The 19503-nt window shown below is 73.0% G+C and carries 19 protein-coding genes; 13 read left to right on the top strand and 6 right to left on the bottom strand.

Translation table 11 applies throughout. The features are described from left to right. Window positions 1–63: 63 nt before the first annotated feature. Complete coding sequence (locus ACWEK3_RS13535; protein WP_450537875.1) at window positions 64–1050, bottom strand: ArsR/SmtB family transcription factor; 987 nt, start codon at window positions 1048–1050, stop codon at window positions 64–66. Window positions 1051–1385: 335 nt separating this feature from the next. Here ACWEK3_RS13535 and ACWEK3_RS13540 point away from each other — a divergent pair, with 335 nt between their 5' ends. Then, window positions 1386–2732 carry an alpha/beta fold hydrolase gene (locus ACWEK3_RS13540; RefSeq protein ID WP_453249717.1) on the top strand — a complete coding sequence of 449 codons (1347 nt, stop codon included), beginning with the start codon at window positions 1386–1388 and terminating at the stop codon, window positions 2730–2732. Between the two features lie 66 nt (window positions 2733–2798). On the opposite strand, the gene ypfJ is transcribed toward ACWEK3_RS13540, so the two are convergent. Further along, complete coding sequence (gene ypfJ, locus ACWEK3_RS13545; RefSeq protein ID WP_453249718.1) at window positions 2799–3683, bottom strand: KPN_02809 family neutral zinc metallopeptidase; 885 nt, start codon at window positions 3681–3683, stop codon at window positions 2799–2801. Between the two features lie 212 nt (window positions 3684–3895). Then, window positions 3896–4465: a DoxX family protein gene (locus ACWEK3_RS13550; protein ID WP_450537872.1), complete on the bottom strand. Its 570-nt coding sequence runs from the start codon at window positions 4463–4465 to the stop codon at window positions 3896–3898. 244 nt (window positions 4466–4709) lie between these two features. Here ACWEK3_RS13550 and ACWEK3_RS13555 point away from each other — a divergent pair, with 244 nt between their 5' ends. Together ACWEK3_RS13555 and ACWEK3_RS13560 are read left to right on the top strand one after the other, a co-directional pair. Then, on the top strand, window positions 4710–4907 hold the full coding sequence (locus ACWEK3_RS13555) for an antitoxin (protein ID WP_453249719.1): 198 nt from the start codon (window positions 4710–4712) through the stop codon (window positions 4905–4907). A gap of 180 nt (window positions 4908–5087) precedes the next feature. Beyond that, window positions 5088–7493 carry an FG-GAP-like repeat-containing protein gene (locus ACWEK3_RS13560; protein ID WP_453249720.1) on the top strand — a complete coding sequence of 802 codons (2406 nt, stop codon included), beginning with the start codon at window positions 5088–5090 and terminating at the stop codon, window positions 7491–7493. Window positions 7494–7549: 56 nt separating this feature from the next. Here ACWEK3_RS13560 and paaK read toward each other — a convergent pair whose 3' ends face one another. Together paaK and paaI are read right to left on the bottom strand one after the other, a co-directional pair. Next, window positions 7550–8896: a phenylacetate--CoA ligase PaaK gene (paaK, locus tag ACWEK3_RS13565; RefSeq protein WP_453249721.1), complete on the bottom strand. Its 1347-nt coding sequence runs from the start codon at window positions 8894–8896 to the stop codon at window positions 7550–7552. After that, window positions 8893–9324, bottom strand: coding sequence for a hydroxyphenylacetyl-CoA thioesterase PaaI (gene paaI / locus ACWEK3_RS13570; RefSeq protein ID WP_453249722.1), 432 nt, complete (start codon window positions 9322–9324; stop codon window positions 8893–8895). The genes paaK and paaI overlap by 4 nt, the downstream gene beginning before the upstream one ends. 95 nt (window positions 9325–9419) lie before the next feature. Between paaI and paaN the strand changes: the two genes are divergently transcribed. The 10 genes from paaN to paaE all read left to right on the top strand — a co-directional run bounded on the left by paaN (window position 9420) and on the right by paaE (window position 18759). Next, on the top strand, window positions 9420–11132 hold the full coding sequence (paaN, locus tag ACWEK3_RS13575) for a phenylacetic acid degradation protein PaaN (RefSeq protein WP_450537868.1): 1713 nt from the start codon (window positions 9420–9422) through the stop codon (window positions 11130–11132). Then, complete coding sequence (locus tag ACWEK3_RS13580) at window positions 11125–12348, top strand: thiolase family protein (protein WP_453249723.1); 1224 nt, start codon at window positions 11125–11127, stop codon at window positions 12346–12348. The genes paaN and ACWEK3_RS13580 overlap by 8 nt, the downstream gene beginning before the upstream one ends. After that, window positions 12345–13100, top strand: a complete 756-nt coding sequence (locus ACWEK3_RS13585) for an enoyl-CoA hydratase/isomerase family protein (RefSeq protein ID WP_361413925.1) — start codon at window positions 12345–12347, stop codon at window positions 13098–13100. Before ACWEK3_RS13580 ends, ACWEK3_RS13585 begins: the two co-directional genes overlap by 4 nt. Then, window positions 13097–13957, top strand: coding sequence for a 3-hydroxyacyl-CoA dehydrogenase family protein (locus tag ACWEK3_RS13590; protein ID WP_450537866.1), 861 nt, complete (start codon window positions 13097–13099; stop codon window positions 13955–13957). Before ACWEK3_RS13585 ends, ACWEK3_RS13590 begins: the two co-directional genes overlap by 4 nt. Further along, window positions 13948–14787 carry an enoyl-CoA hydratase/isomerase family protein gene (locus tag ACWEK3_RS13595; protein WP_453249724.1) on the top strand — a complete coding sequence of 280 codons (840 nt, stop codon included), beginning with the start codon at window positions 13948–13950 and terminating at the stop codon, window positions 14785–14787. Before ACWEK3_RS13590 ends, ACWEK3_RS13595 begins: the two co-directional genes overlap by 10 nt. 161 nt (window positions 14788–14948) lie before the next feature. Continuing rightward, window positions 14949–15962, top strand: coding sequence for a 1,2-phenylacetyl-CoA epoxidase subunit PaaA (gene paaA / locus ACWEK3_RS13600; protein WP_453249725.1), 1014 nt, complete (start codon window positions 14949–14951; stop codon window positions 15960–15962). Continuing rightward, window positions 15959–16261, top strand: a complete 303-nt coding sequence (gene paaB, locus ACWEK3_RS13605; RefSeq protein WP_361413914.1) for a 1,2-phenylacetyl-CoA epoxidase subunit PaaB — start codon at window positions 15959–15961, stop codon at window positions 16259–16261. The genes paaA and paaB overlap by 4 nt, the downstream gene beginning before the upstream one ends. 13 nt (window positions 16262–16274) lie before the next feature. Beyond that, entirely contained in the window at window positions 16275–17132 is an 858-nt protein-coding gene (paaC, locus tag ACWEK3_RS13610; RefSeq protein ID WP_450537864.1) for a 1,2-phenylacetyl-CoA epoxidase subunit PaaC, read from the top strand. Then, window positions 17126–17638 (top strand): 1,2-phenylacetyl-CoA epoxidase subunit PaaD, encoded by a 513-nt coding sequence (gene paaD / locus ACWEK3_RS13615; RefSeq protein WP_450537863.1) that lies wholly within the window; start codon window positions 17126–17128, stop codon window positions 17636–17638. Before paaC ends, paaD begins: the two co-directional genes overlap by 7 nt. Next, on the top strand, window positions 17638–18759 hold the full coding sequence (gene paaE, locus ACWEK3_RS13620; protein ID WP_450537862.1) for a 1,2-phenylacetyl-CoA epoxidase subunit PaaE: 1122 nt from the start codon (window positions 17638–17640) through the stop codon (window positions 18757–18759). Before paaD ends, paaE begins: the two co-directional genes overlap by 1 nt. 57 nt (window positions 18760–18816) lie before the next feature. Here paaE and ACWEK3_RS13625 read toward each other — a convergent pair whose 3' ends face one another. Continuing rightward, the gene (locus ACWEK3_RS13625) at window positions 18817–19500 is read right to left on the bottom strand and encodes an adenosylcobinamide amidohydrolase (RefSeq protein WP_450537861.1); all 684 of its coding nucleotides are present in this window, start codon (window positions 19498–19500) and stop codon (window positions 18817–18819) included. Between the last annotated feature and the right edge of the window lie 3 nt (window positions 19501–19503).

Below are 19503 nucleotides of genomic sequence, written 5' to 3' on the forward strand. Positions count from 1 at the left end.
GCGGAACAAGCCACTTCCGGAGTCGAGGGCGCACGGTGCTCGCATGACGGCCGGCGCCCGGGCCTATCGGGTGCCCGCCAGCCGGGAGCCCGCCGGGGTGCGGTGGTAGAGCACCGCGCGGCCGGAGCGGGCGCGGGTGACGAGGCCCGATTTGTGCAGTACGCCCAGGTGGTACGAGACCGTGGCGGGACTGAGGAAGTGATGTCGTGCCAGCTCGGTGGTGGAGGCCGGGCGCGCCAGCGCGGTGAGCAGTCCGGCCCGGGTGGGACCGAGCAGTCTGGCCAACTCGTCGGACGGAGGCCGCGGAACGGCGGCCCGGTCGCGCACGGGACAGGCGACCATGGGCGGCCTGCGTCGACCGCGCACCGGGTCCACGGCCACGGACGGCTGTGGCACCACCAGTGACGGCACCACGATGAGCAGGGGCACGGCCAGTTCCACGGTGAACCGGCTGTCGACGCGCAGCGTGCCGTCGGACCACGCGATGCCGGGATGCAGGGAGTTGAAGAGCGCGGCCGCGCCATGCCGGGCCAGCACACCGGCGCAGCGGTCGACCTCCGCTTCGAGGACCGCCCGTGCGGCCTCCCAGTACGGGGCGAAGGCCAGGTCCCAGTAGCGCCGCAGTTCCTCCGCGACCTGCCGGGCGACGTATCCGCCGCCGCGGTCCATGGCCCGGCTCACCCTCGGGGGCACCTCCGCACCGGCCAGGCCGTTGTGCGGGCGGCCGTCGCGCAGCGCCTCCAACTCGAACAGGACCCGGGCGGGCGGGGTGTTCCGGACCTGTTCCAGTTCCTCCTCGACGGTGGGCGAGGGTCCGGTGGGGTGCGGGCTGAGGAAGTCCGGTACGTAGCCGCCGCGGTCCAGGGCCAGTTCCGACAGCAGGGGCAGCCGTGCCCGGCGCAGCACGCGCCGGGCGTGCGCGACCCACGGATCGGTGCCCGTGGCCGGGCGCAGGCCCCACGGGAGCAGCGTCGCCGTGACCTCGTGCAGCGGCGAGACGGCGAACCGGGTGCGGGCCAACCCCTCTGCGTCCACGATGAGTTCGATCACCGCCCGTCCCCCTGCCGCCGCCTCGTTCCGCTTCGGTTCTGCTCTCGTTCTGCTCTTGTTCTGCTTCGAACGTGCTCGAATCGTCGCACGGAAGCTCGCGCCGGCAGGCCTGTTCGGCGCAGGCTGGTGCGGCGCCGAAGGCCGGACACCGGAACACGGAGGAAACGGGGATGCCGGAAACACGGGGGACGCCGGGGACGCCGACGACACGGGCCGACGACACGGGGGTGCGGGGAATGCGGGGTTGGCAGGGGATGCGGAAGGTCCCGAGGGGGCGCGGGAGCGGGAGACCCGCGAGGCTGGGGACGGCCCTACTGGCCGCCGTCAGCCTGCTGATGCTGTCGGGGACGTGCACGTCCGCGGCACAGGACCGGGCAGCCGCGGCGCCGGCCGGGGAGAGCGGGGGACTCTCCGGCGCCGCGGCCTGCCCGGGACTGAAGGGCTTCACCTGCGCCACGCTGACCGTCCCGATCGACCACGGCGGCGGCGTGCCGGGCCGGTTGGGCCTGAGGGTCGCGATGGCGGACAACGTCAAGGCCCCCAAGGGCGTACTGCTCTTCCTCACGGGCGGTCCGGGGCAGCCGGGCGTGCCCTTCGTCGAGCGGCTGAGCCAGAGGCTGACGCCGGTCCTGAAGGACTACCGGCTCGTCATGATCGACCAGCGCGGCACCGGCGAAGCCGCCTTGCGGTGCCCGCAGTTGCAGGAGGAGATGGGGTCGTCCGACCTGACCCCGCCCACGGCCCGGGCGGTGACGGACTGCGCCGCGGCCATCGGTCCCGACCGCCGCTTCTACGGCACCGGTGACACGGTCGCGGACCTGGACCTGCTGCGCCGGGCCCTGGGCGTGCGCAGGATGACGCTCGACGGCGTCTCGTACGGCACGTACACCGCGGAACGGTACGCCCTGGCCCACCCGCAGCACGTGGCCCGGCTGGTCCTGGACTCGGTGGTGCCGCAGACCGGATACGACCCGATGGACCGCGCCGCCCTGCGCGCCGCGCCGCGCGTGCTGACGGCTGCCTGCCGGGCGACGGGCTGCACCACGGACCCGGCGGCGGACCTGGCCGAGGTGGTCGCCCGGTACGGCAACGGCGTCGACGTGATCGACGCGCTGACCACCTGGGAGTTCGTGGACCCCGACTACGCGGAGATGATCGACGCGCTGCACAAGGCGGCGAACGGCGACCCCGGGCTGCTGCGGGGCCTGATCGCGGGTGTGCGGGAGGGAAGCGCGGCGAGCGCCGAGGAGCTCAGCCAGGGGCTGCACGCCTCCACGCTGTGCCTGGACGGGCGTTACCCCTGGGGCAGGGCGGACGCTCCGCCGGCCGGACGCCGGGAGGCGCTGGAGAAGGCCGGTGCGGAGCTGACACCGGCCGACTACGGCCCCTTCGACGCCGCCACGGCGACAGGCCTCGGCTCGATGCTGAGCTGTCTGCACTGGCCGCGCACGCCGGTGCCGCCGCTGCCTCCGGAGCACCGCAGGCTGCCGGGCGTACCGGTCCTGCTGCTCGGCGGTGACCGGGACCTGTCGACCCCGCTGGAATGGCTCTACGACCAGAAGAGGCTGACGCCGCGGGCCCAGGTCGTGGTGGTGCCGGGTGCGGCGCACTCGGTGCAGAGCAGGGCGGCCGACGACAGGGGCCGCCAGGCGGTGTACGACTTCCTGCTGGACCGGCGCTGACGACAGCAAGGCCCGCACGGACGGTGAAGGCCCCGGCCGGGTTACCCGGCCGGGGCCTTCACTTGGTCAGATGGCGCCGGTGAAGGTGTCGCACCGGGCCGGGGAGCCCGTGGTGTACCCGGTGGTGAACCAGTGGACCCGCTGCTGCGAGCTGCCGTGGGTCCAGCCTTCCGGGTCGACGCGGCCCTGGGTGCGTTCCTGGATGCGGTCGTCGCCGACGGCCTCCGCGGCGTCGAGGGCTTCGCGGATGTCGGTGTCGGTGAACGGCTTGTCGAAGAAGCCGGTGGTGACGGCGTTCTTGGCCCAGACCCCGGCGTAGCAGTCGGCCTGGAGCTCCAGCCGGACCGAGCCGCTGTCGGCTCCCGTGCGGTCCCGGCCGGCGCGGTTCATGGTGCCCAGCAGGTTCTGCACGTGATGCCCGTACTCGTGGCCGATGACGTACGCCTGCGCGAAGGGGCCGCCCTTGGCGCCGAACCTGTCCTCCAGGTCACGGAAGAAACCGAGGTCGAGGTAGACACCGCGGTCGGCCGGGCAGTAGAACGGGCCCATGGCCGAGGAGGCCCGGCCGCACCCCGTGCTCCAGGTGCCGGAGACCAGATGGGTTCCGGCCTTGCTGTAGGACTGCTGGTAGTGCTCGGGGAGAGCGCCCTGCCAGTAACGCTGGATGCTGTTGACCACGCCCACCACACGGCACTTCTCCGACTGGTTGGCGTCACTGCCCTTCCGGCACTTCGCGCTCAGGTCCTCTCCCTGCTGCTGCGTCGCGGAGTTCGAGCCGCCGCCGTTCAGGAGACCCGCCGGGTTGACACCCAGGAGCAGTGCGACGACCACGACGACGACGCCGATGACACCGCCGCCGATGGTGAGCCCGCCTCCGGGAATGCCACCGCCGCCGCTGCCGCGGTCATCGACCTGAGAAGCATCAAGATCCACGTCATCGCGGAATTCCATGGGTCGTTCGTCTCCTGGGGGTTGGTGATCACCCCCATTCTGCCCGGTGTCGCGGACTGGTCGTGTGAGGGTGGGCGGCGACGCCCCACGGACGCCTCACAGACCGTCAGTTCCGCGGCACGCAGACGGCCCAGGACCCTACGGCTCCGCGCGCCACGGGGTTTTCGGCGTTTCCCCGGCGCCGCGGGCTAGTGCTGTGTCCGGTCGCAGCACTAGAGACTGAGCGTGACCGCGGCGCCCGCGCCGCCCAGGGCCAGGGCGAGGGCCGCCTCGCTCCAGCCGCCCGCGCCCCATCGGAAGAACCGGTCGACGGCCAGCCGACCCGGCCCGATGGCGGCGATCCCCAGGGCGACGACGGCGATGCACACGTTGTATTCCACTCCGCCGTCCGTCTCCCACAGTCCGTGGACGCCGGTGACGGTCGCCATCGCATTGATCATGACTCCGATCAGGGCGGCGGCCGCGAGCGGGGTCAGCAGCCCGAGGGCGAGACCGAGGCCGCCCAGGAACTCCGACAGACCGCCGATCGCGGCGAACAGCTTTCCCGGGCGGTAGCCGAGGGCCGCGAACCCCTGACCGGTGGCGGTCAGGCCGCGCCCCCCGAAGAGCCCGAACAGCTTCTGCGCGCCGTGCCCGGCCATCAGCAGGCCGAAGGTGAGCCTGATGAGCAGCAGACCGCAGTCGGCGGCGGTCGCCGTGACCGCGGCGGCGTGCCGAGCCACCGGCTCGGTGGAACGATCCGTGGAACGAGTGGGTCGGTACAGAATGCGCTTCGACAACATGGGAGTGCTCCGGTAAGAACGCCGGAACGGGCGTTGCCCCCAGCTCGGGCAGGCCGAGGCACCGGTCGGGGGTGAGCCGCGCGGCGGCGCGCGTCCGCTCCGCCCCCGGTACCGATCCTTCCGCAGCCTGCACGGTCGTGCATCTGGGCCTGGCCAAACCCAGCCGGGCCTGGCCGGGCCTGGCCCCCGTCGTGAGATCATGACGCCCCGAGCTACTACAGCCCCGTAGAGGAGCCGCACGCGCATGTTCGACCAGCTGAAGAACCTGAAGGGCAAGGTCGAGGACATCGCCGAAGCCCACGGTGACAAGATCTCCGACGGACTGGAGAAGGCCGGCGACTTCATCGACGGCAAGACCGGGCGCAAGCACAGCAGCACGATCGACACCGTCGTCGACAAGGCACAGGACGCCGTGGACAAGCTGGGCAAGCACAAGGACTGAGCACACGGCGGCGCCCACGGGTGTGACACCTGGTGAGGTCCGTGCGCTTGGCTAGTGGCACCTGTGACACGCGTGCCGAGCGTCGGACTTTCTTGGGGTGGGATGGTGGGTCGCCGAACTGGGCGGTCGAACGTGTTACGGAGCCTGAACCGGCGAGTGTGGCTGACGGGTGGGGCCGCCGTGCTGACGGGGGCCGGAGTCGTCACCTACGCGATGGCGTCTCCGCCCGAACAGCCGCGGGGACATGGGCGGATACCGGCCGTGCAGACGCTGCGGCCGGCAGACCCGGGCGAGGGGCACTGGGCGCTGCCTCAGTGGGACACGGACCGGTTCAGTGCCGCGCTGCTGACCTGGGACGACCCGCGTGCCGAGCTGGGCGGCACCGCCGAGCTGCGCTCCCGCTCGGTGGCGACCGGCGAGTGGTCGGACTGGCGGAGGCTGCCGGACGACCCGTTGTCCGCCGACGGGGCGGAGGCCCGGCGGGCCGGGATCCGGGGCGGCACCGCTTCCGTGTGGACCGGTGACGCGGACGGTGTTGAGGTGCGGGTCCTCAAGGACGACGGCACGCCCGCCACGGGTCTGCCCGCGGGGCTGGACGTGAAGCTGCTGGACCCCGGCACGGGGTCCGGGGGCACGACTGGGTCCGAGCCCGCCTCGTCCACCGGGTCCGCCCAGGCCACCGGGTCCGCGCCGGTCGGCGCACCGCGCACCGTCCCGGCCGCGCGCCCGTCGACGGTGGTGCGGCCGCCGGTCATCACTCAGGCGCAGTGGGGCGCCTGGACCGGACACGGCAGCACACCGAGGTACGGAACGCGGATCGAGGCCGCGGTCGTCCACGACACCGGGGCAGGCAGCGACAACGAGCTCTCCTGCGCCCAGTCCGGCGCACGGCTGCGCACCCTCCAGCAGGGTCACCTCGCGCGCGGCTACGAGGACATCGGCTACAACTTCGTCGTCGACCGCTGCGGTCAGGTCTTCGAGGGCCGCGGTGGCGGCACGGACCTGCCGGTGGTCGGCGCGCACGAGCGCGGTTCCAACACCGGCACGGTCGGCATCTCCTTCATCGGCGACTTCACGACCGCAAAGCCGAGCCCGGTCGCGCGGGACGCCATCGCGCGGATCGTGGCGTGGAAGTTCGGGATGTACGGCATCGACCCGGCCGGCAAGGTCGCGCTGGGCACCGGCAGCGTTACCCGTGCCGACGGCGGCGGTACCGCCGGGGAGGCCGCCCGGATCGCCGAGCTGGCCGGGACACCGGGGATCTCGCACGCGCCGCCCACCTCCGACTTCAACCGCGACGGCACCGGCGACCTGGCCGCCGGCATGCCCAGGGCGTCGGGCGGCGCCGGCGGCGTGACGGTGATCCCGGGCGGCCTCGACGGCCCGGCCGCAGCCTCGAAGGTGACGATCACCCAGGACAGCCCCGGGGTCCCCGGCTCCTCCGCCCCCGGCGACAACTTCGGCGCCGCTACCGCGTGGGGCGACGTCAACGGCGACGGCTACGCCGACCTCGCGATCGGTGTGCCCGGCAAGGACGACGGCCACGGGCACGCCGACCGGGGCGCGGTCACCGTCCTGTACGGGCCCGGTCTGGACTCCGGGTTCTCGTACACCACCTCCGGCGTCGAACCGGCCGGGGCGCGGTTCGGCTCGGCGGTCGCCGTCGGCGACTTCGACGGCGACGGCCGCGCGGACGTCTTCGCGGCCGGTACCAGCAACGGCGGCACCTGGAGCGTACGGCTGACCGCGGGCGCCACCACCGCCGGGCCGCTGACCACCGCCAACGGCCCGGTCTCCCACCTGGACGCCACGACCGGCGACTTCAACGGGGACGGCTACGCGGACGTCGCCCTCAATTACACCGACACCGGCGGCACCGGGCGTGTTGTGTGGTTCGCCGGCTCCGCGCGCGGGCTGACCGAGCGGGGAGTCCTCCCGGTGCGGGGCGGCCGCTGCGTCGCCGCGGGCGACATCGACGGCGACGGGTACGACGACCTCGTCATCGGCCAGCCCCACGCCCCGGAATCGGGCGGTGCGGCAGGGGGCCAGGTCACCGTGGTCCGCGGTGCGGCGACCGGGCTCACCACCACCGGAATGAAGGTCGTCCACCAGGACGGTGTGGGCGTGGCGGGCACCGACCGGGCCGGTGACGGTTTCGGCGAGGCGGTCTCGGTCGAGGACCACGACGCGGACGGCTACGCGGACGTCCTCGTCGGCGCCCCCGGAGAAGGCCTCACCCGCGACGGCGTCCACCACCGCGACGCCGGGCAGGCGACCCTGCTCCGCGGCTCCGCGTCCGGTCTGACGACCACCGGCTCCTTCGCCCTCAACCAGGACACCCCTGGGATCCTGGACGCGGCGGAGACGGGCGACCGGTTCGGTTCCTCCGTCGCCCTGACGGACATGACCGGCCACGGACGCGCGGGGCTCGTCTTCGGCGCGGAAGGCGAGGACGCGGGCAACGGCCTGCTGCTGTACACACCCGTCAGCGGCACCGGCTTCGGCCTCGCCCGGACCGTCGCCCTGCGCGACACCGCCCTGGGCACACCCGCCGGCGCCCACCTCGGGCAGAACCTGGCGCCCTGACCGTCACGCCGCGACCGGTGGTCGTGTCCACCGGTCGCGGCGGCCAGGGCCGGGCCTCATCCCCGGCGCAGATCCCGGACCCGGCGAATCTTGCCCACCGAGCGCTCCAGGCTCTCCGGATCGACCACGCACACCTCGACGCTGATGCCGACCGAGTCCTTCACACCCTTGGTGATCGTCCTGGCGGCCGCCTCGCGCTGCTCCGGCCCGGCGCCGGGACGGGCCTCGATGTGGACCGTCATGTGGTCCATGCGACCGCGCTGGGTCAAGTGGATCTGGAAGTGCGGCGCGACGTCGGGCACGCGCAGCACGACCTCCTCGATCTGGCTCGGGAAGACGTTCACACCCCGCAGGATGATCATGTCGTCGCTGCGGCCGGTGATCTTCTCGATGCGGCGGAAGGCGGGCCGTGCGGTGCCGGGCAGCAGGCGGGTGAGGTCACGCGTGCGGTAGCGGATGATCGGCAGGGCTTCCTTCGTCAGCGAGGTGAACACCAGCTCGCCGCTCTCGCCGTCGGGCAGCACCTCACCGGTGATGGGGTCGACGACCTCGGGACAGAAATGGTCCTCCCAGACGTGCAGTCCGTCCTTGGTCTCCACGCACTCCTGCGCCACACCCGGGCCCATGACCTCCGACAGTCCGTAGATGTCGACGGCATGGATGTCCATGCGCTCCTCTATTTCGCGGCGCATCGCCTCCGTCCAGGGCTCGGCGCCGAAGATGCCGACTTTCAGGGAGCTGGTGCGCGGGTCCACGCCCTGCCGCTCGAACTCGTCGAGCAGGGTCAGCATGTAGGAGGGCGTGACCATGATGATCTCGGGCTCGAAGTCCCGGATGATCTGCACCTGGCGCGCGGTCATGCCGCCGGAGGCGGGGATCACGGTGCATCCGGCGCGCTCGGCTCCGTAGTGCGCGCCGAGGCCGCCGGTGAACAGGCCGTAGCCGTAGGAGATGTGGACCTTGTGGCCGCGCCGGCCGCCCGCGGCGCGGATGGACCGGGCGATGAGGTCGGCCCAGGTCGACAGGTCGTTCTCGGTGTAGCCGACCACGGTGGGGCGGCCGGTGGTGCCGCTGGAGGCGTGGATGCGCCGGACCTCGGACATGGGGACGGCGAACATGCCGAAGGGGTAGGTCTCGCGCAGATCGGCCTTGGTGGTGAAGGGGAAGCGGGCCAGGTCCTCGAGGGAGCGGCAGTCGTCGGGGGCCACGCCGGCCTCGTCGAACTTCCTGCGGTACAGCTCGACGTTGTCGTAGGCGTGGCGGAGGGTCGCGCGGAGCCGGCTGAGCTGCACATCGCGGAGCTGCTCGCGGGTCATGCGCTCGCCGCTGTCCAGCAGCTCGTCCGGGAGGGGCTGTCCCAGCCGGGGCCCCTGATCCACCGGGGCCGTCACTTCGCTGCTCATTGCGACTCCTTCGTCTTCTCGCTTCGTAGGCTGCGGCTGCGCCGGCGGAACTCCGCGATCACCTCTTCGCCGCGCCGCACGCTCACGTCGTAGATCCCGCTGCGGCCGTACCGGGTGCGCTCGCAGGCCGTCGCCACGAGGACGTCGCCCTCATGGGCCGGGGCGATGAAGACGATGTCGGCCGCCGCCGCGACCGTCACGGGTCCGTGGCTGTTGCAGGCACAGGCGAACGCGGTGTCGGCGAGCAGGAAGAGAAAGCCGCCGTGGGCGATCCGATGCCCGTTGACCATCGCCGGTGTCACGGTCATCCGCACCTCGGCGGTCCCTTCGCCGTGGTGCGTCAGCTCGATGCCGAGATTCCGGGAAGCCAGGTCCGCGGCGAACATCGTCTCGACCGGACCGGGAGAGACGTCAGTGGCCTGCGTCACGTTTTCCACCACCTTGTGTACCGACCGAACATTCGGTTAGCGTCGGCAAAGCCAAGTAATCAAGCATCACCACTGCCTGTCAAGAGGTGGACCGCATGCCCCGCACCACTCCCGAGCCCGTCGACTTCTTCGCCCGCCACCGTGAGCTGCTGGAGGCGGCGGTCGCGGCCACCGAGAGCCGGGACCACTGGACTCCGTACCCGGAGTCGCCCAGCAAGTCGGTGTACGGCGAGGAGGCCCCGAAGCTCGGTGAGGCCGCTTTCCGGGACCAGTTGGGCAAGCCGTTCGCGCTGCCCGGGCACCCCGGGGAAGGGACCGTGCAGGCCGCAGAGACCTCCCCCTACGGCTTCGGCCTCGGCATCGGCTACCCCCGGGTCTCGCCCGAGGAGGCGGTGGCAGCCGCCAAGGCCGCCACGGGCCCCTGGCGCGACGCGGGCCCCGATGTACGCGCCGGCGTCGCCGCCGAGATCCTGGCCCGGCTGAACGCGGCCAGTTTCGAGAACGCGCACGCCGTGCAGCACACCACCGGACAGGCCTTCGTCATGGCGTTCCAGGCGGGCGGCCCGCACGCGCAGGACCGCGGCCTGGAGGCCGTCGCCTACGCCTGGGCGGAGCAGAAGCGGCACCCGCGCTCGGCGCGCTGGACCAAGCCCCAGCGCAAGGGCGGGGCGCTGGTGATGGACAAGAAGTTCACGCCGGTCGGACGCGGTGTCTCCCTGCTGATCGCCTGCAACACCTTCCCCACCTGGAACGGCTATCCGGGCCTGTTCGCCAGCCTGGTCACCGGCAACCCCGTGGTGGTCAAGCCGCACCCGGGCGCCGTGCTGCCACTGGCGCTCACCGTGCGAACCGCCCGCGAGGTCCTCGCCGAGGCCGGCTTCGACCCCGATCTCGTGATCCTCGCCGCCGAGGAGCCCGGCGAGCGCACCGCGAGCTCCCTCGCGCTCCACCCGGACGTCCGCATCATCGACTTCACCGGCTCCACGGAGTTCGGCGACTGGCTGGAGACCAACGCCCGCCAGGCCGCCGTGTACACCGAGAAGGCGGGCCTGAACACGGTCGTCCTGGACTCCACCGACGACTACCGCGGGCTGCTGCGCAATCTCGCCTTCTCGCTGTCCCTCTACAGCGGCCAGATGTGCACCACCCCGCAGAACCTGCTGATCCCCCGCGCCGGCATCGCCACCGACCAGGGCGTCAGGACCGCCGACGAGTTCGCCGCGGACCTGGGCGCCGCGCTGGACAAGCTGCTCGGCAACCCGGAGCGGGCGGCCGGCACGCTCGGCGCCATCGTCAACGACGGCGTGCTCGACCGGCTGGAGAAGGCGGTGGCGCTGGGCACCATCGTGCACGCCTCGCAGCCGGTGGAGCACCCCGAGCACCCGGCGGCCACCGTCCGTACGCCGCTGGTGGCGCGCCTGGACGCGGGGGCGGACGAGGAGACGTACACCCGCGAGTGGTTCGGGCCCGTCTCCTTCGTCATCGCCACCGACTCCACCGAGCACAGCCTGCGGATCTTCCGTGAGACGGTGCGCGCCCACGGCGCGCTGACCGCCGCCGTGCACTCCACGAGCGAAGAGGTCCTCGCCGCCGCCGAGTCGGCGGCCCTGGAGGCGGGAGTCCACCTGTCGGAGAACCTCACCGGCCAGGTCTTCGTCAACCAGTCCGCCGCGTTCAGCGACTTCCACGGCAGCGCCGCCAACCCCGCGGCCAGCGCCACCCTGTCCGACCCCGCGTTCGTCACCGGCCGCTTCGCGACGCTCCAGTCGCGCCGCCCCGTCGCCATCGAGGAGAGCACCCATGCCTGACGAGGTCTATCTGATCGACGGGGCCCGCACCCCGCAGGGCCGCTATGGCGGCGCCCTGGCCTCCGTACGCCCCGACGACCTGGCGGCGCTGGTGGTCGGTGAGGCCGTCCGCCGCGCCGCGATCCCGGCCGAGGCCGTGGACGAGGTGATCCTGGGCGCGGCCAACCAGGCGGGTGAGGACAACCGCGACGTGGCACGCATGGCCGTCCTGCTCGCCGGGCTCCCGCACACCGTGCCCGGCTACACCGTCAACCGGCTGTGCGCCTCGGGCCTCACCGCGGTCGCCTCGGCGGCCCAGGCGATCCGGTCCGGCGAGGCCGACCTCGTCGTCGCGGGCGGCGTGGAGTCGATGACCCGCGCCCCGTGGGTGATGGAGAAGCCGGGCACCCCATGGGCCAAGCCGGGCGAGCTGCACGACACGTCCCTGGGCTGGCGCTTCACCAACCCGCGTTTCGCCGCCGCCGACCGCGCGGTGCCCACCGGGGCCGGTCCGGAGACGGTGAAGACGACCCTGTCCATGGGTGAGACGGCCGAGGAGGTCGCCGCCCTCGACGGCATCACCCGCGCCGACTCCGACGCCTTCGCGCTGCGCAGCCACCGGCGGGCCGTCGCCGCGCAGGAGGCCGGGCACTTCGACCGCGAGATCGTCCCGGTCCCGGTGAAGGACGGCCTGGTGGAGCGCGACGAGGGGCCGCGCCCGTCGACGACGCCGGAGAAGCTGGGCTCCCTACACACCATCTTCCGCAAGGACGGCATCGTCACCGCGGGCTCGGCCTCCCCACTGTCCGACGGCGCGGCGGCCCTGGTCGTGGCGAGCGCGGCGGCCGTCGACCGGTACGGGCTCACCCCGCGCGCCCGTGTCGTCACCTCCGCCTCGGCCGGCGTGCAGCCCAACCTCATGGGCCTGGGCCCGGTTCCCGCCACGCAGAAGGCGCTGGGCCGGGCCGGCTGGCAGACCGCCGACCTGGACGCCGTCGAGCTCAACGAGGCCTTCGCCGCGCAGGCGCTGGCCGTCGTACGCCGGCTCAAGCTCGACGAGGACAAGGTCAACGCCGACGGCGGCGCCATCGCGCTCGGCCACCCGCTGGGCTGCTCGGGCGCCCGCATCCTGCTCACGCTGCTCGGCCGCCTGGAGCGCGAGGACGCGCGCCGGGGCCTGGCGACACTGTGCGTGGGCGTGGGACAGGGCATGGCGATGCTGGTGGAGCGGGTGTGAGCCGGGACGCGTACGAGACGCTGCTCGTCGAGGAGCGCGAGGACCGGGTCGTGGTGACCCTGCACCGCCCCGAGGCACGCAACGCGATCAGCGGGCTCATGATCCGCGAACTGCACGCGGTGTGCGACCTGTTGGAGGACGATCCGAAGCTGCTGCTGCTCACCGGCCACGGCAACGTGTTCGCGGGCGGCGCGGACATCGCGGAGCTGCTGCGGCGGGGCCGGGACGAGGCGCTTCAGGGGATCAACAGCCGCCTGTTCGAGCGGGTGCGCAGGCTGCCCATGCCGACCGTGGCCGCCGTCGACGGCTGGGCGCTGGGCGGCGGGGCGGAGCTGTCCTACGCCTGCGACATCCGTATCGCGGGCCCCGACGCCGTCTTCGGCAATCCGGAGCCGGGGCTCGGCATCCTGGCGGCGGCCGGAGCATGCTGGCGGCTTCCGGAGCTGGTCGGCGAGTCGGTCGCCAAGCAGGTGCTGCTCGCCGGGCGGAATCTGGACGCCCCGGCGGCCCTGGCCGCGGGTCTGGTCATCGACGTCGTACCGGCGGAGAGGCTGCTGGACGAGGCGCACGCGCTGCTGGACCGCATGGCTCGGTCCTCAGCCACCGCGCTGCGCCTGACCAAGCTTGTCGTCGACGCGCCGGGCGCGCACCCGGTCGCCGACGACCTGGCGCAGGCCGTGCTCTTCGAGGGCCAGGACAAGCAGGACCGCATGACGCGTTTTCTGGCGAAGAAGAACAGGAGCAAGGCATGAGCAGTCCGACCGTGCCCGCCGTCGTCGGTGTGATCGGCGGCGGCCGGATGGGGGCCGGCATCGCGCAGTCGTTCGCGGCCGCCGGCTCGTCGGTGACCGTCGTGGAGAGCGGCGCGCAGGCCGCGGCCGCCGCCGTGGACCGGATCGCCACCGGATTGCGGCGGGCCGCCGAGCGCGGCCGCCTGGCCGAGCCCGCCGAGCAGGTGCTCGCCCGGGTCACGACCGCCGAGTCCGTGGAGGGGCTGGCGCCGGGCACCGAGCTGGTCGTCGAGGCCGTGCCCGAGAACGCGGCACTGAAGGCCGGGCTGATCGCCGCGGCCGAGGCGGCGGTGGACGACACGACCGTGCTGGCCACCAACACCAGTTCCCTGTCGGTCACCGACCTGGCCGCGGCGCTGAAGGTGCCGGGCCGCTTCCTGGGCATGCACTTCTTCAACCCCGTGCCCGCCTCCGAACTGATCGAGATCGTCGTGGCGCCGGAGACCTCGCCCGAGGTCGTACGGGCCGCCCTGGACTGGACCCGGGCGCTGGGCAAGAAGGACGTCGTCGTCAACGACTCCCCCGGCTTCGCCAGCAGCCGTCTCGGCCTGGCGCTCGGCCTGGAGGCGATCCGCATGGTCGAGGAGGGGGTGGCGGAGCCGGAGGCGATCGACGACGCGATGAGCCTCGGCTACAGGCACCCCATGGGCCCGCTGCGCCTGACCGACCTGGTCGGGCTCGACGTCCGCCTGGCCATCGCCGAGTACCTGCACGCCACGCTCGGGGAGCGGTTCGCCCCGCCGCAGCTGCTGCGTGACAAGGTGGCCCGGGGCGAACTGGGCCGCAAGTCGGGACAGGGGTTCTACACATGGAAGTGACCCCGCCAAAAGGGGCCTCGCCCGACGCGGCGGGGCAGGGTGTCGGCTACCGCGTCGAGGACGGCGTCGCGGTCGTCGAACTGCGCAGGCCCGCCGCGGGCAACGCCCTCGACGCGGCCCTGCGGTCCGGGCTGCTGGCCGCCGTCCGCCGGGTGGCCGGCGACGGGGACGGCGAGCCGGTCCGCGCGGTGCTGCTGACCGCCCAGGGCCGGAACTTCTGCGTCGGACAGGACCTCAAGGAGCACGCCGAGGCCCTGGAGCGCAACCCGGCGTCGGCTTTCGCCGTGGTGCGCGCCGAGTACAACCCGCTGGTGGAAGCGCTGCACGCGCTGCCTGTGCCGGTGGTCGTGGCGGTCGAGGGCGCGTGCGTCGGGGCCGGACTGGGGCTCGCGCTGTGCGCCGATGTGCGGGTGGCGTCGGAGGGAGCGCGCTTCTCGACCGCGTTCACCGGGATCGGGCTGGCCGCCGACAGCGGTCTGAGCCTGTCGCTGGCCCAGGCGGTCGGCCCGTCGCGCGCCGCCGCCCTCATGCTGCTCGGCGACCGCTTCGACGCCGAGGACGCACAGCGGTCGGGACTGGTGCACCGGGTCGTGCCCGATGGGCAGGCGGCGGCCGAGGGACTGGCGCTGGCCCGGCGGCTGGCGGCCGGACCCACCGCCGCGTACGGCGAGGTCAAGGCGCTGCTGCGGTACGCGGCGGCCGGGGCGGCGCTGAGCGGGGTGCTGGAGCGTGAGGCGGCGGCCCAGGAGCGCCTCGGCGCCACCGACGACCACCGCGGCGCCGTGCGGTCCTTCCTCGCCAAGGAGAAGCCGTCCTTCGAGGGCCGCTGAGCAGAAGGCCGCTGAAGCGAGGGGCGCCGCACGCGGCGGCGGCCCTCGCACCGCCCGGCGGCCGCCTGCGGTCGGGGCGATCCCGGACCAGGGGTTGCCGGGGCCGGGAAAATTCGACAGACTATTACCCGAACGAATGGTCGGTAGGGAAGCTGGTATCGATGACCACGTCACACGGCGCAGTGTCGAGCGGCGACAGCGCGGAGCAGCGGCTCCAGGAGCAGTTCGACGCGACGATCGCGAAGGACCAGCGGATCGAGCCCCGGGACTGGATGCCCGAGGGCTACCGCAAGACGCTGATCCGGCAGATCGCGCAGCACGCCCACTCGGAGATCATCGGGATGCAGCCCGAGGGCGAATGGATCACCAGGACCCCCTCGCTGCGCCGCAAGGCCATCCTCCTCGCGAAGGTCCAGGACGAGGCCGGGCACGGCCTGTACCTGTACTCGGCGGCCGAGACCCTGGGCGCCGACCGCGCTGACCTCACCGAGCGCCTCATCGAGGGCCGGCAGAAGTACTCGTCGATCTTCAACTACCCGACGCCGACCTTCGCGGACGTCGGCGTGATCGGCTGGTTCGTCGACGGCGCGGCGATCTGCAACCAGGTGCCGCTGTGCCGCAGTTCGTACGGCCCCTACGCCCGCTCCATGGTGCGGATCTGCAAGGAGGAGTCGTTCCACCAGCGGCAGGGCTACGAGCTGCTGATGACGATGATGCGCGGCACCGACGCCCAGCGCGAGATGGTGCAGGACGCGGTGAACCGCTGGTGGTGGCCGTCCCTGATGATGTTCGGCCCGCCCGACGGCGACTCCCCCAACTCCGCGGCCTCGATGGCCTGGAAGATCAAGCGGCACAGCAACGACGAACTTCGCCGGCGCTTCGTCGACATGACCGTCCCGCAGGCCGCCAAGCTGGGCGTCACCCTGCCCGACCCCGAGCTGCGCTGGAACGAGGAGCGCGGCCACCACGACTTCGGCACCCCCGACTGGTCCGAGCTCAAGCGCGTGATCAGCGGCGACGGGCCGTGCAACGAGGAGCGCATGGCACGGCGGAAGGCCGCGCACGAGGACGGTGCCTGGGTGCGCGAGGCGGCGTCCGCGCACGCGGCCAAGCGGGCCGCCCGGTCCGGGGCCACCCGGGACGCTGGGAACAACGAGGAAGGAACGGCGGCATGAGCAACACCGAGGGGAAGAAGGACAGCTGGCCGCTGTACGAGGTGTTCGTCCGCGGCAAGCGCGGCCTGAACCACGTGCACGTCGGCTCGCTGCACGCGGCCGACGACGCCATGGCGCTCACCCACGCCCGCGACCTGTACACCCGGCGCAACGAGGGCGTGAGCATCTGGGTGGTGCGCTCGGAGCACATAGCCGCCTCCACCCGCGACGAGAAGGACCCCTTCTTCGCGCCCAGCGCCGACAAGGTCTACCGGCACCCCACCTTCTACGACATCCCCGACGATGTCCCCCACATCTAGGAGCAGGACGGACATGAGCGACGACCACGTCTACCTGTCCCTGGCCGAGGACCACGGGGAGTCGGACGCCCGCTGGGCCTTCGGCACCGGTTTCGAGGACCCGCTGCACGGCGTCGACACCACCGTGCCGGACACGGTCGAGCCCGCCGAGCTGGCCGCGTACTGCCTCGCCCTCGGGGACGACGCCCTGGTCGGCGCGCAGCGCCTGGCCCAGTGGTGCACCCGGGCCCCGGAGCTGGAGGAGGAGGTCGCCCTGGCCAACATAGGCCTCGACCTGCTCGGCCAGGCACGGCTGCTGTACGCACGCGCCGGCCAGGTCGACGGCACCGGCCGGGACGAGGACGCCTACGCCTACTTCCGGGACCCGGCGGACTTCCGCAACGTCCGGCTCGCCGAACTCCCCAACGGGGACTTCGCGTTCTCCGTCACCCGGCTGCTGGTCCTGTCCTGCTGGCGCCTGGCCCTCTTCCAGCGGCTCGCCGCCACCACGCAGGACCCGGTCCTGAAGGCGATCGCCGCCAAGGGCGTCAACGAGCTTGCCTACCACCGGCAGTTCGCGGCGGACTGGGTGGTGCGCCTGGGCGACGGCACGGAGGAGTCCCACCGGCGGATGCGGGCGGCGCTGGCCGCCGTGGCCCCGTACACGGCCGAACTCTTCGCGCCGCGACCGGGCTTCGGCGTCGACCCGGCGGACGTGCGGGAGGAGACGGCGGCCGTGCTCGGGCAGGTCCTCGACGCCGCCGGTCTTGAGTCACCCGAGGCCGAGGCGCTGCCCGGTCAGGGCAGGGAAGGCGACCACACCGAGCATCTGGCCCCGCTGCTGGAGGAGTTGCAGAGCGTGGCCCGCGCGCACCCGGAGGCGACATGGTGAGCGCACTGGACGAGCGGCGTGCGCGGCACGTGGCCGAGCAGGTCCCGGACCCGGAGCTGCCCATGCTCACCCTGGCCGACCTCGGCGTGCTGCGCACCGTCGAGCTGCGGCCGGACGGCACGGTCGTCGCCGGGCTGACCCCCACCTACTCCGGCTGTCCCGCGATGGCGGAGATGCGCGCCGACGTGGCCGCGCGACTGCGCGCGGCCGGCTTCTCACAGGTGGAGATCCGTACCGTCCTCGACCCGCCGTGGACGACGGACTGGATCACGGCCGAGGGCCGGCGCAAGCTCACGGAGGCGGGCATCGCGCCTCCCGGCAGCGCGCCCCGGCGGGCCGGCGGACCCGTGCCGCTGGAGCTGTCCATCACCCGGCGCGCGGTGGCGTGCCCCCGCTGCGGGTCGTCGGACACCGAGGAGACGTCCCGCTTCGCCGCCACCTCCTGCAAGGCACTGTGGCGCTGCCGCAGCTGTCTTGAGCCGTTCGAGTACGTCAAGGAGATCTGATGGCCCCGACCACCACGACGACGGAGACCGACGTGTCCGCCGCCCCCGCGCGGCGGCGCCGCCGTCCGGCCTTCCACCCGCTGCGGGTCGCCGCGGTGCAGCCGCTGTGCTCGGACGCGGCCGCCGTCAGCTTCGACGTACCCGAGGAGCTGGCGCAGGAGTTCGCCTACCGTCCTGGCCAGTCGCTCACGCTGCGCCGCGAGGTCGACGGGCGCGACGAGCGCCGGTCGTACTCCATCTGCTCCCCCGTCGGCACCCGCCCCCGCATCGGCGTGCGCGTGGTGCCCGGCGGCCTGTTCTCCTCCTGGCTGGTGGAGAACGTCCGCCCCGGCGACACCATCGAGGTGATGGCCCCCACCGGCGCCTTCACCCCCGACCTCGCCGAACCGGGCCACCACGTCCTGATCGCCGCCGGCTCCGGCATCACCCCGATGATGTCCATCGCCGAGTCCGTCCTGGCCGCCGACTCCCGCTCCCGGGTCACCCTCTTCTACGGCAACCGCCGTACCGACACGGTGATGTTCGCCGACGAGCTCGCCGACCTGAAGGACCTCTACCCCACCCGCTTCCAGCTCGGGCACGTCCTGTCCCGCGAGCCGCGCGAGGCCGAACTCCTCTCGGGGCGCCTGGACTCCGAGCGCCTGGCCGCACTCATCGACGGGCTCGTCGACGTGAAGAGCGCCGACCACTGGTGGCTGTGCGGCCCGCACGGCATGGTCCGCGACGCGCAGAAGCTGCTCGGGGACCTCGGTGTCCCGGCGGAACGCGTCCACCAGGAACTGTTCTTCGCCGACGACGAGCCGATCCGCACGGTCCGCCACGAGGACGCCACGGGCGACGGCCCGGTCAGCCAGGTCACCATCACGCTCGACGGCCGCTCCACCACATCCCCGCTCTCCCGCGAGACGACGATCCTGGACGGGGCGACGCGGGTACGCCCGGACATGCCCTTCGCCTGCAAGGGCGGCGTGTGCGGCACCTGCCGCGCCCTGGTCACCGACGGCGAGGCCGACATGCGCCGCAACTACGCACTGGAGCCCTCCGAGGTCGACGCCGGCTACGTCCTGACCTGCCAGACGTTCCCCGTGTCCGACTCCCTGACCGTCGACTTCGACAGCTGAGGCCCACGTGAGGGCGGCGCTCGGCGGTGGCGGCGGCCTGCCGGCTGGACGCGCTGCTCACTCCCCGGGAACGGGCAGGGCCGTACGCACCGCCCCGTGAACAGCGCGGGCCAGGCGCGCGCCCCACAGCGAGCGCGGTCCGGCGAAGGTGTGGAGTTCGTCGCCGTCGCCCGGGGTACGGGCGGCCACGCACACGGCGTCGGTGGGGGTGCCGGAGCAGTCGTAGCCCGCCTCCAGCAGCGCCTGGACCTTGGCCTCGGTCGCGGTGATCACGGCGTTGACCAGTGCGGCGTCCGACAGGACGGCCGGGAGCGCGGCGACGACGTTGATGGTGCCGGGCGCGCCAGGGCCATCCGTCCCCCGTGCCGGGGAAGCGGCCCATCCGCGCACCCGGATGCCCGCGGTGGCGACCGCGGTGACACCGCCGTCCTCCGCGCTGCCGTGAGCCGTGACATCGGCGGCGGTCATCAGACCCACCCCCGCGCCGTCCAGACCGGCTGCCCCGGCCAGCTCGGCGAGGTGCCGTTCGGGGTCGGTGCGCCGATAGCCGTGGGCCACCTGCGCGTTGAGGATCCAGGCGCGCTCTCCGATACCGCCGCCGAGCACGGCGTTGCTGACCATCCGCCACCCCGGACCGACATGCCACACCAGCGCGGGCAGCCGCAGCCCGTCCTCGGTACGGGTCAGCCACCGCGGGGCCGGCAGACCGGCAGCTGTGAACGGCGCGACGACGGAGGTCACGAA

It is taken from the genome of Streptomyces sp. NPDC004721, from assembly GCF_053601495.1.

Coding starts and splice junctions, on each gene's coding strand:
- ACWEK3_RS13540 (WP_453249717.1), top strand. CDS start 1,386: ATGCTGTCGGGGACGTGCACGTCCGCGGCACAGGACCGGGCAGCCGCG.
- ypfJ (WP_453249718.1), bottom strand. CDS start 3,683: ATGGAATTCCGCGATGACGTGGATCTTGATGCTTCTCAGGTCGATGAC.
- ACWEK3_RS13550 (WP_450537872.1), bottom strand. CDS start 4,465: ATGTTGTCGAAGCGCATTCTGTACCGACCCACTCGTTCCACGGATCGT.
- ACWEK3_RS13555 (WP_453249719.1), top strand. CDS start 4,710: ATGTTCGACCAGCTGAAGAACCTGAAGGGCAAGGTCGAGGACATCGCC.
- paaK (WP_453249721.1), bottom strand. CDS start 8,896: ATGAGCAGCGAAGTGACGGCCCCGGTGGATCAGGGGCCCCGGCTGGGA.
- paaN (WP_450537868.1), top strand. CDS start 9,420: ATGCCCCGCACCACTCCCGAGCCCGTCGACTTCTTCGCCCGCCACCGT.
- ACWEK3_RS13580 (WP_453249723.1), top strand. CDS start 11,125: ATGCCTGACGAGGTCTATCTGATCGACGGGGCCCGCACCCCGCAGGGC.
- ACWEK3_RS13590 (WP_450537866.1), top strand. CDS start 13,097: ATGAGCAGTCCGACCGTGCCCGCCGTCGTCGGTGTGATCGGCGGCGGC.
- ACWEK3_RS13595 (WP_453249724.1), top strand. CDS start 13,948: ATGGAAGTGACCCCGCCAAAAGGGGCCTCGCCCGACGCGGCGGGGCAG.
- paaA (WP_453249725.1), top strand. CDS start 14,949: ATGACCACGTCACACGGCGCAGTGTCGAGCGGCGACAGCGCGGAGCAG.
- paaB (WP_361413914.1), top strand. CDS start 15,959: ATGAGCAACACCGAGGGGAAGAAGGACAGCTGGCCGCTGTACGAGGTG.
- paaC (WP_450537864.1), top strand. CDS start 16,275: ATGAGCGACGACCACGTCTACCTGTCCCTGGCCGAGGACCACGGGGAG.
- paaD (WP_450537863.1), top strand. CDS start 17,126: ATGGTGAGCGCACTGGACGAGCGGCGTGCGCGGCACGTGGCCGAGCAG.
- paaE (WP_450537862.1), top strand. CDS start 17,638: ATGGCCCCGACCACCACGACGACGGAGACCGACGTGTCCGCCGCCCCC.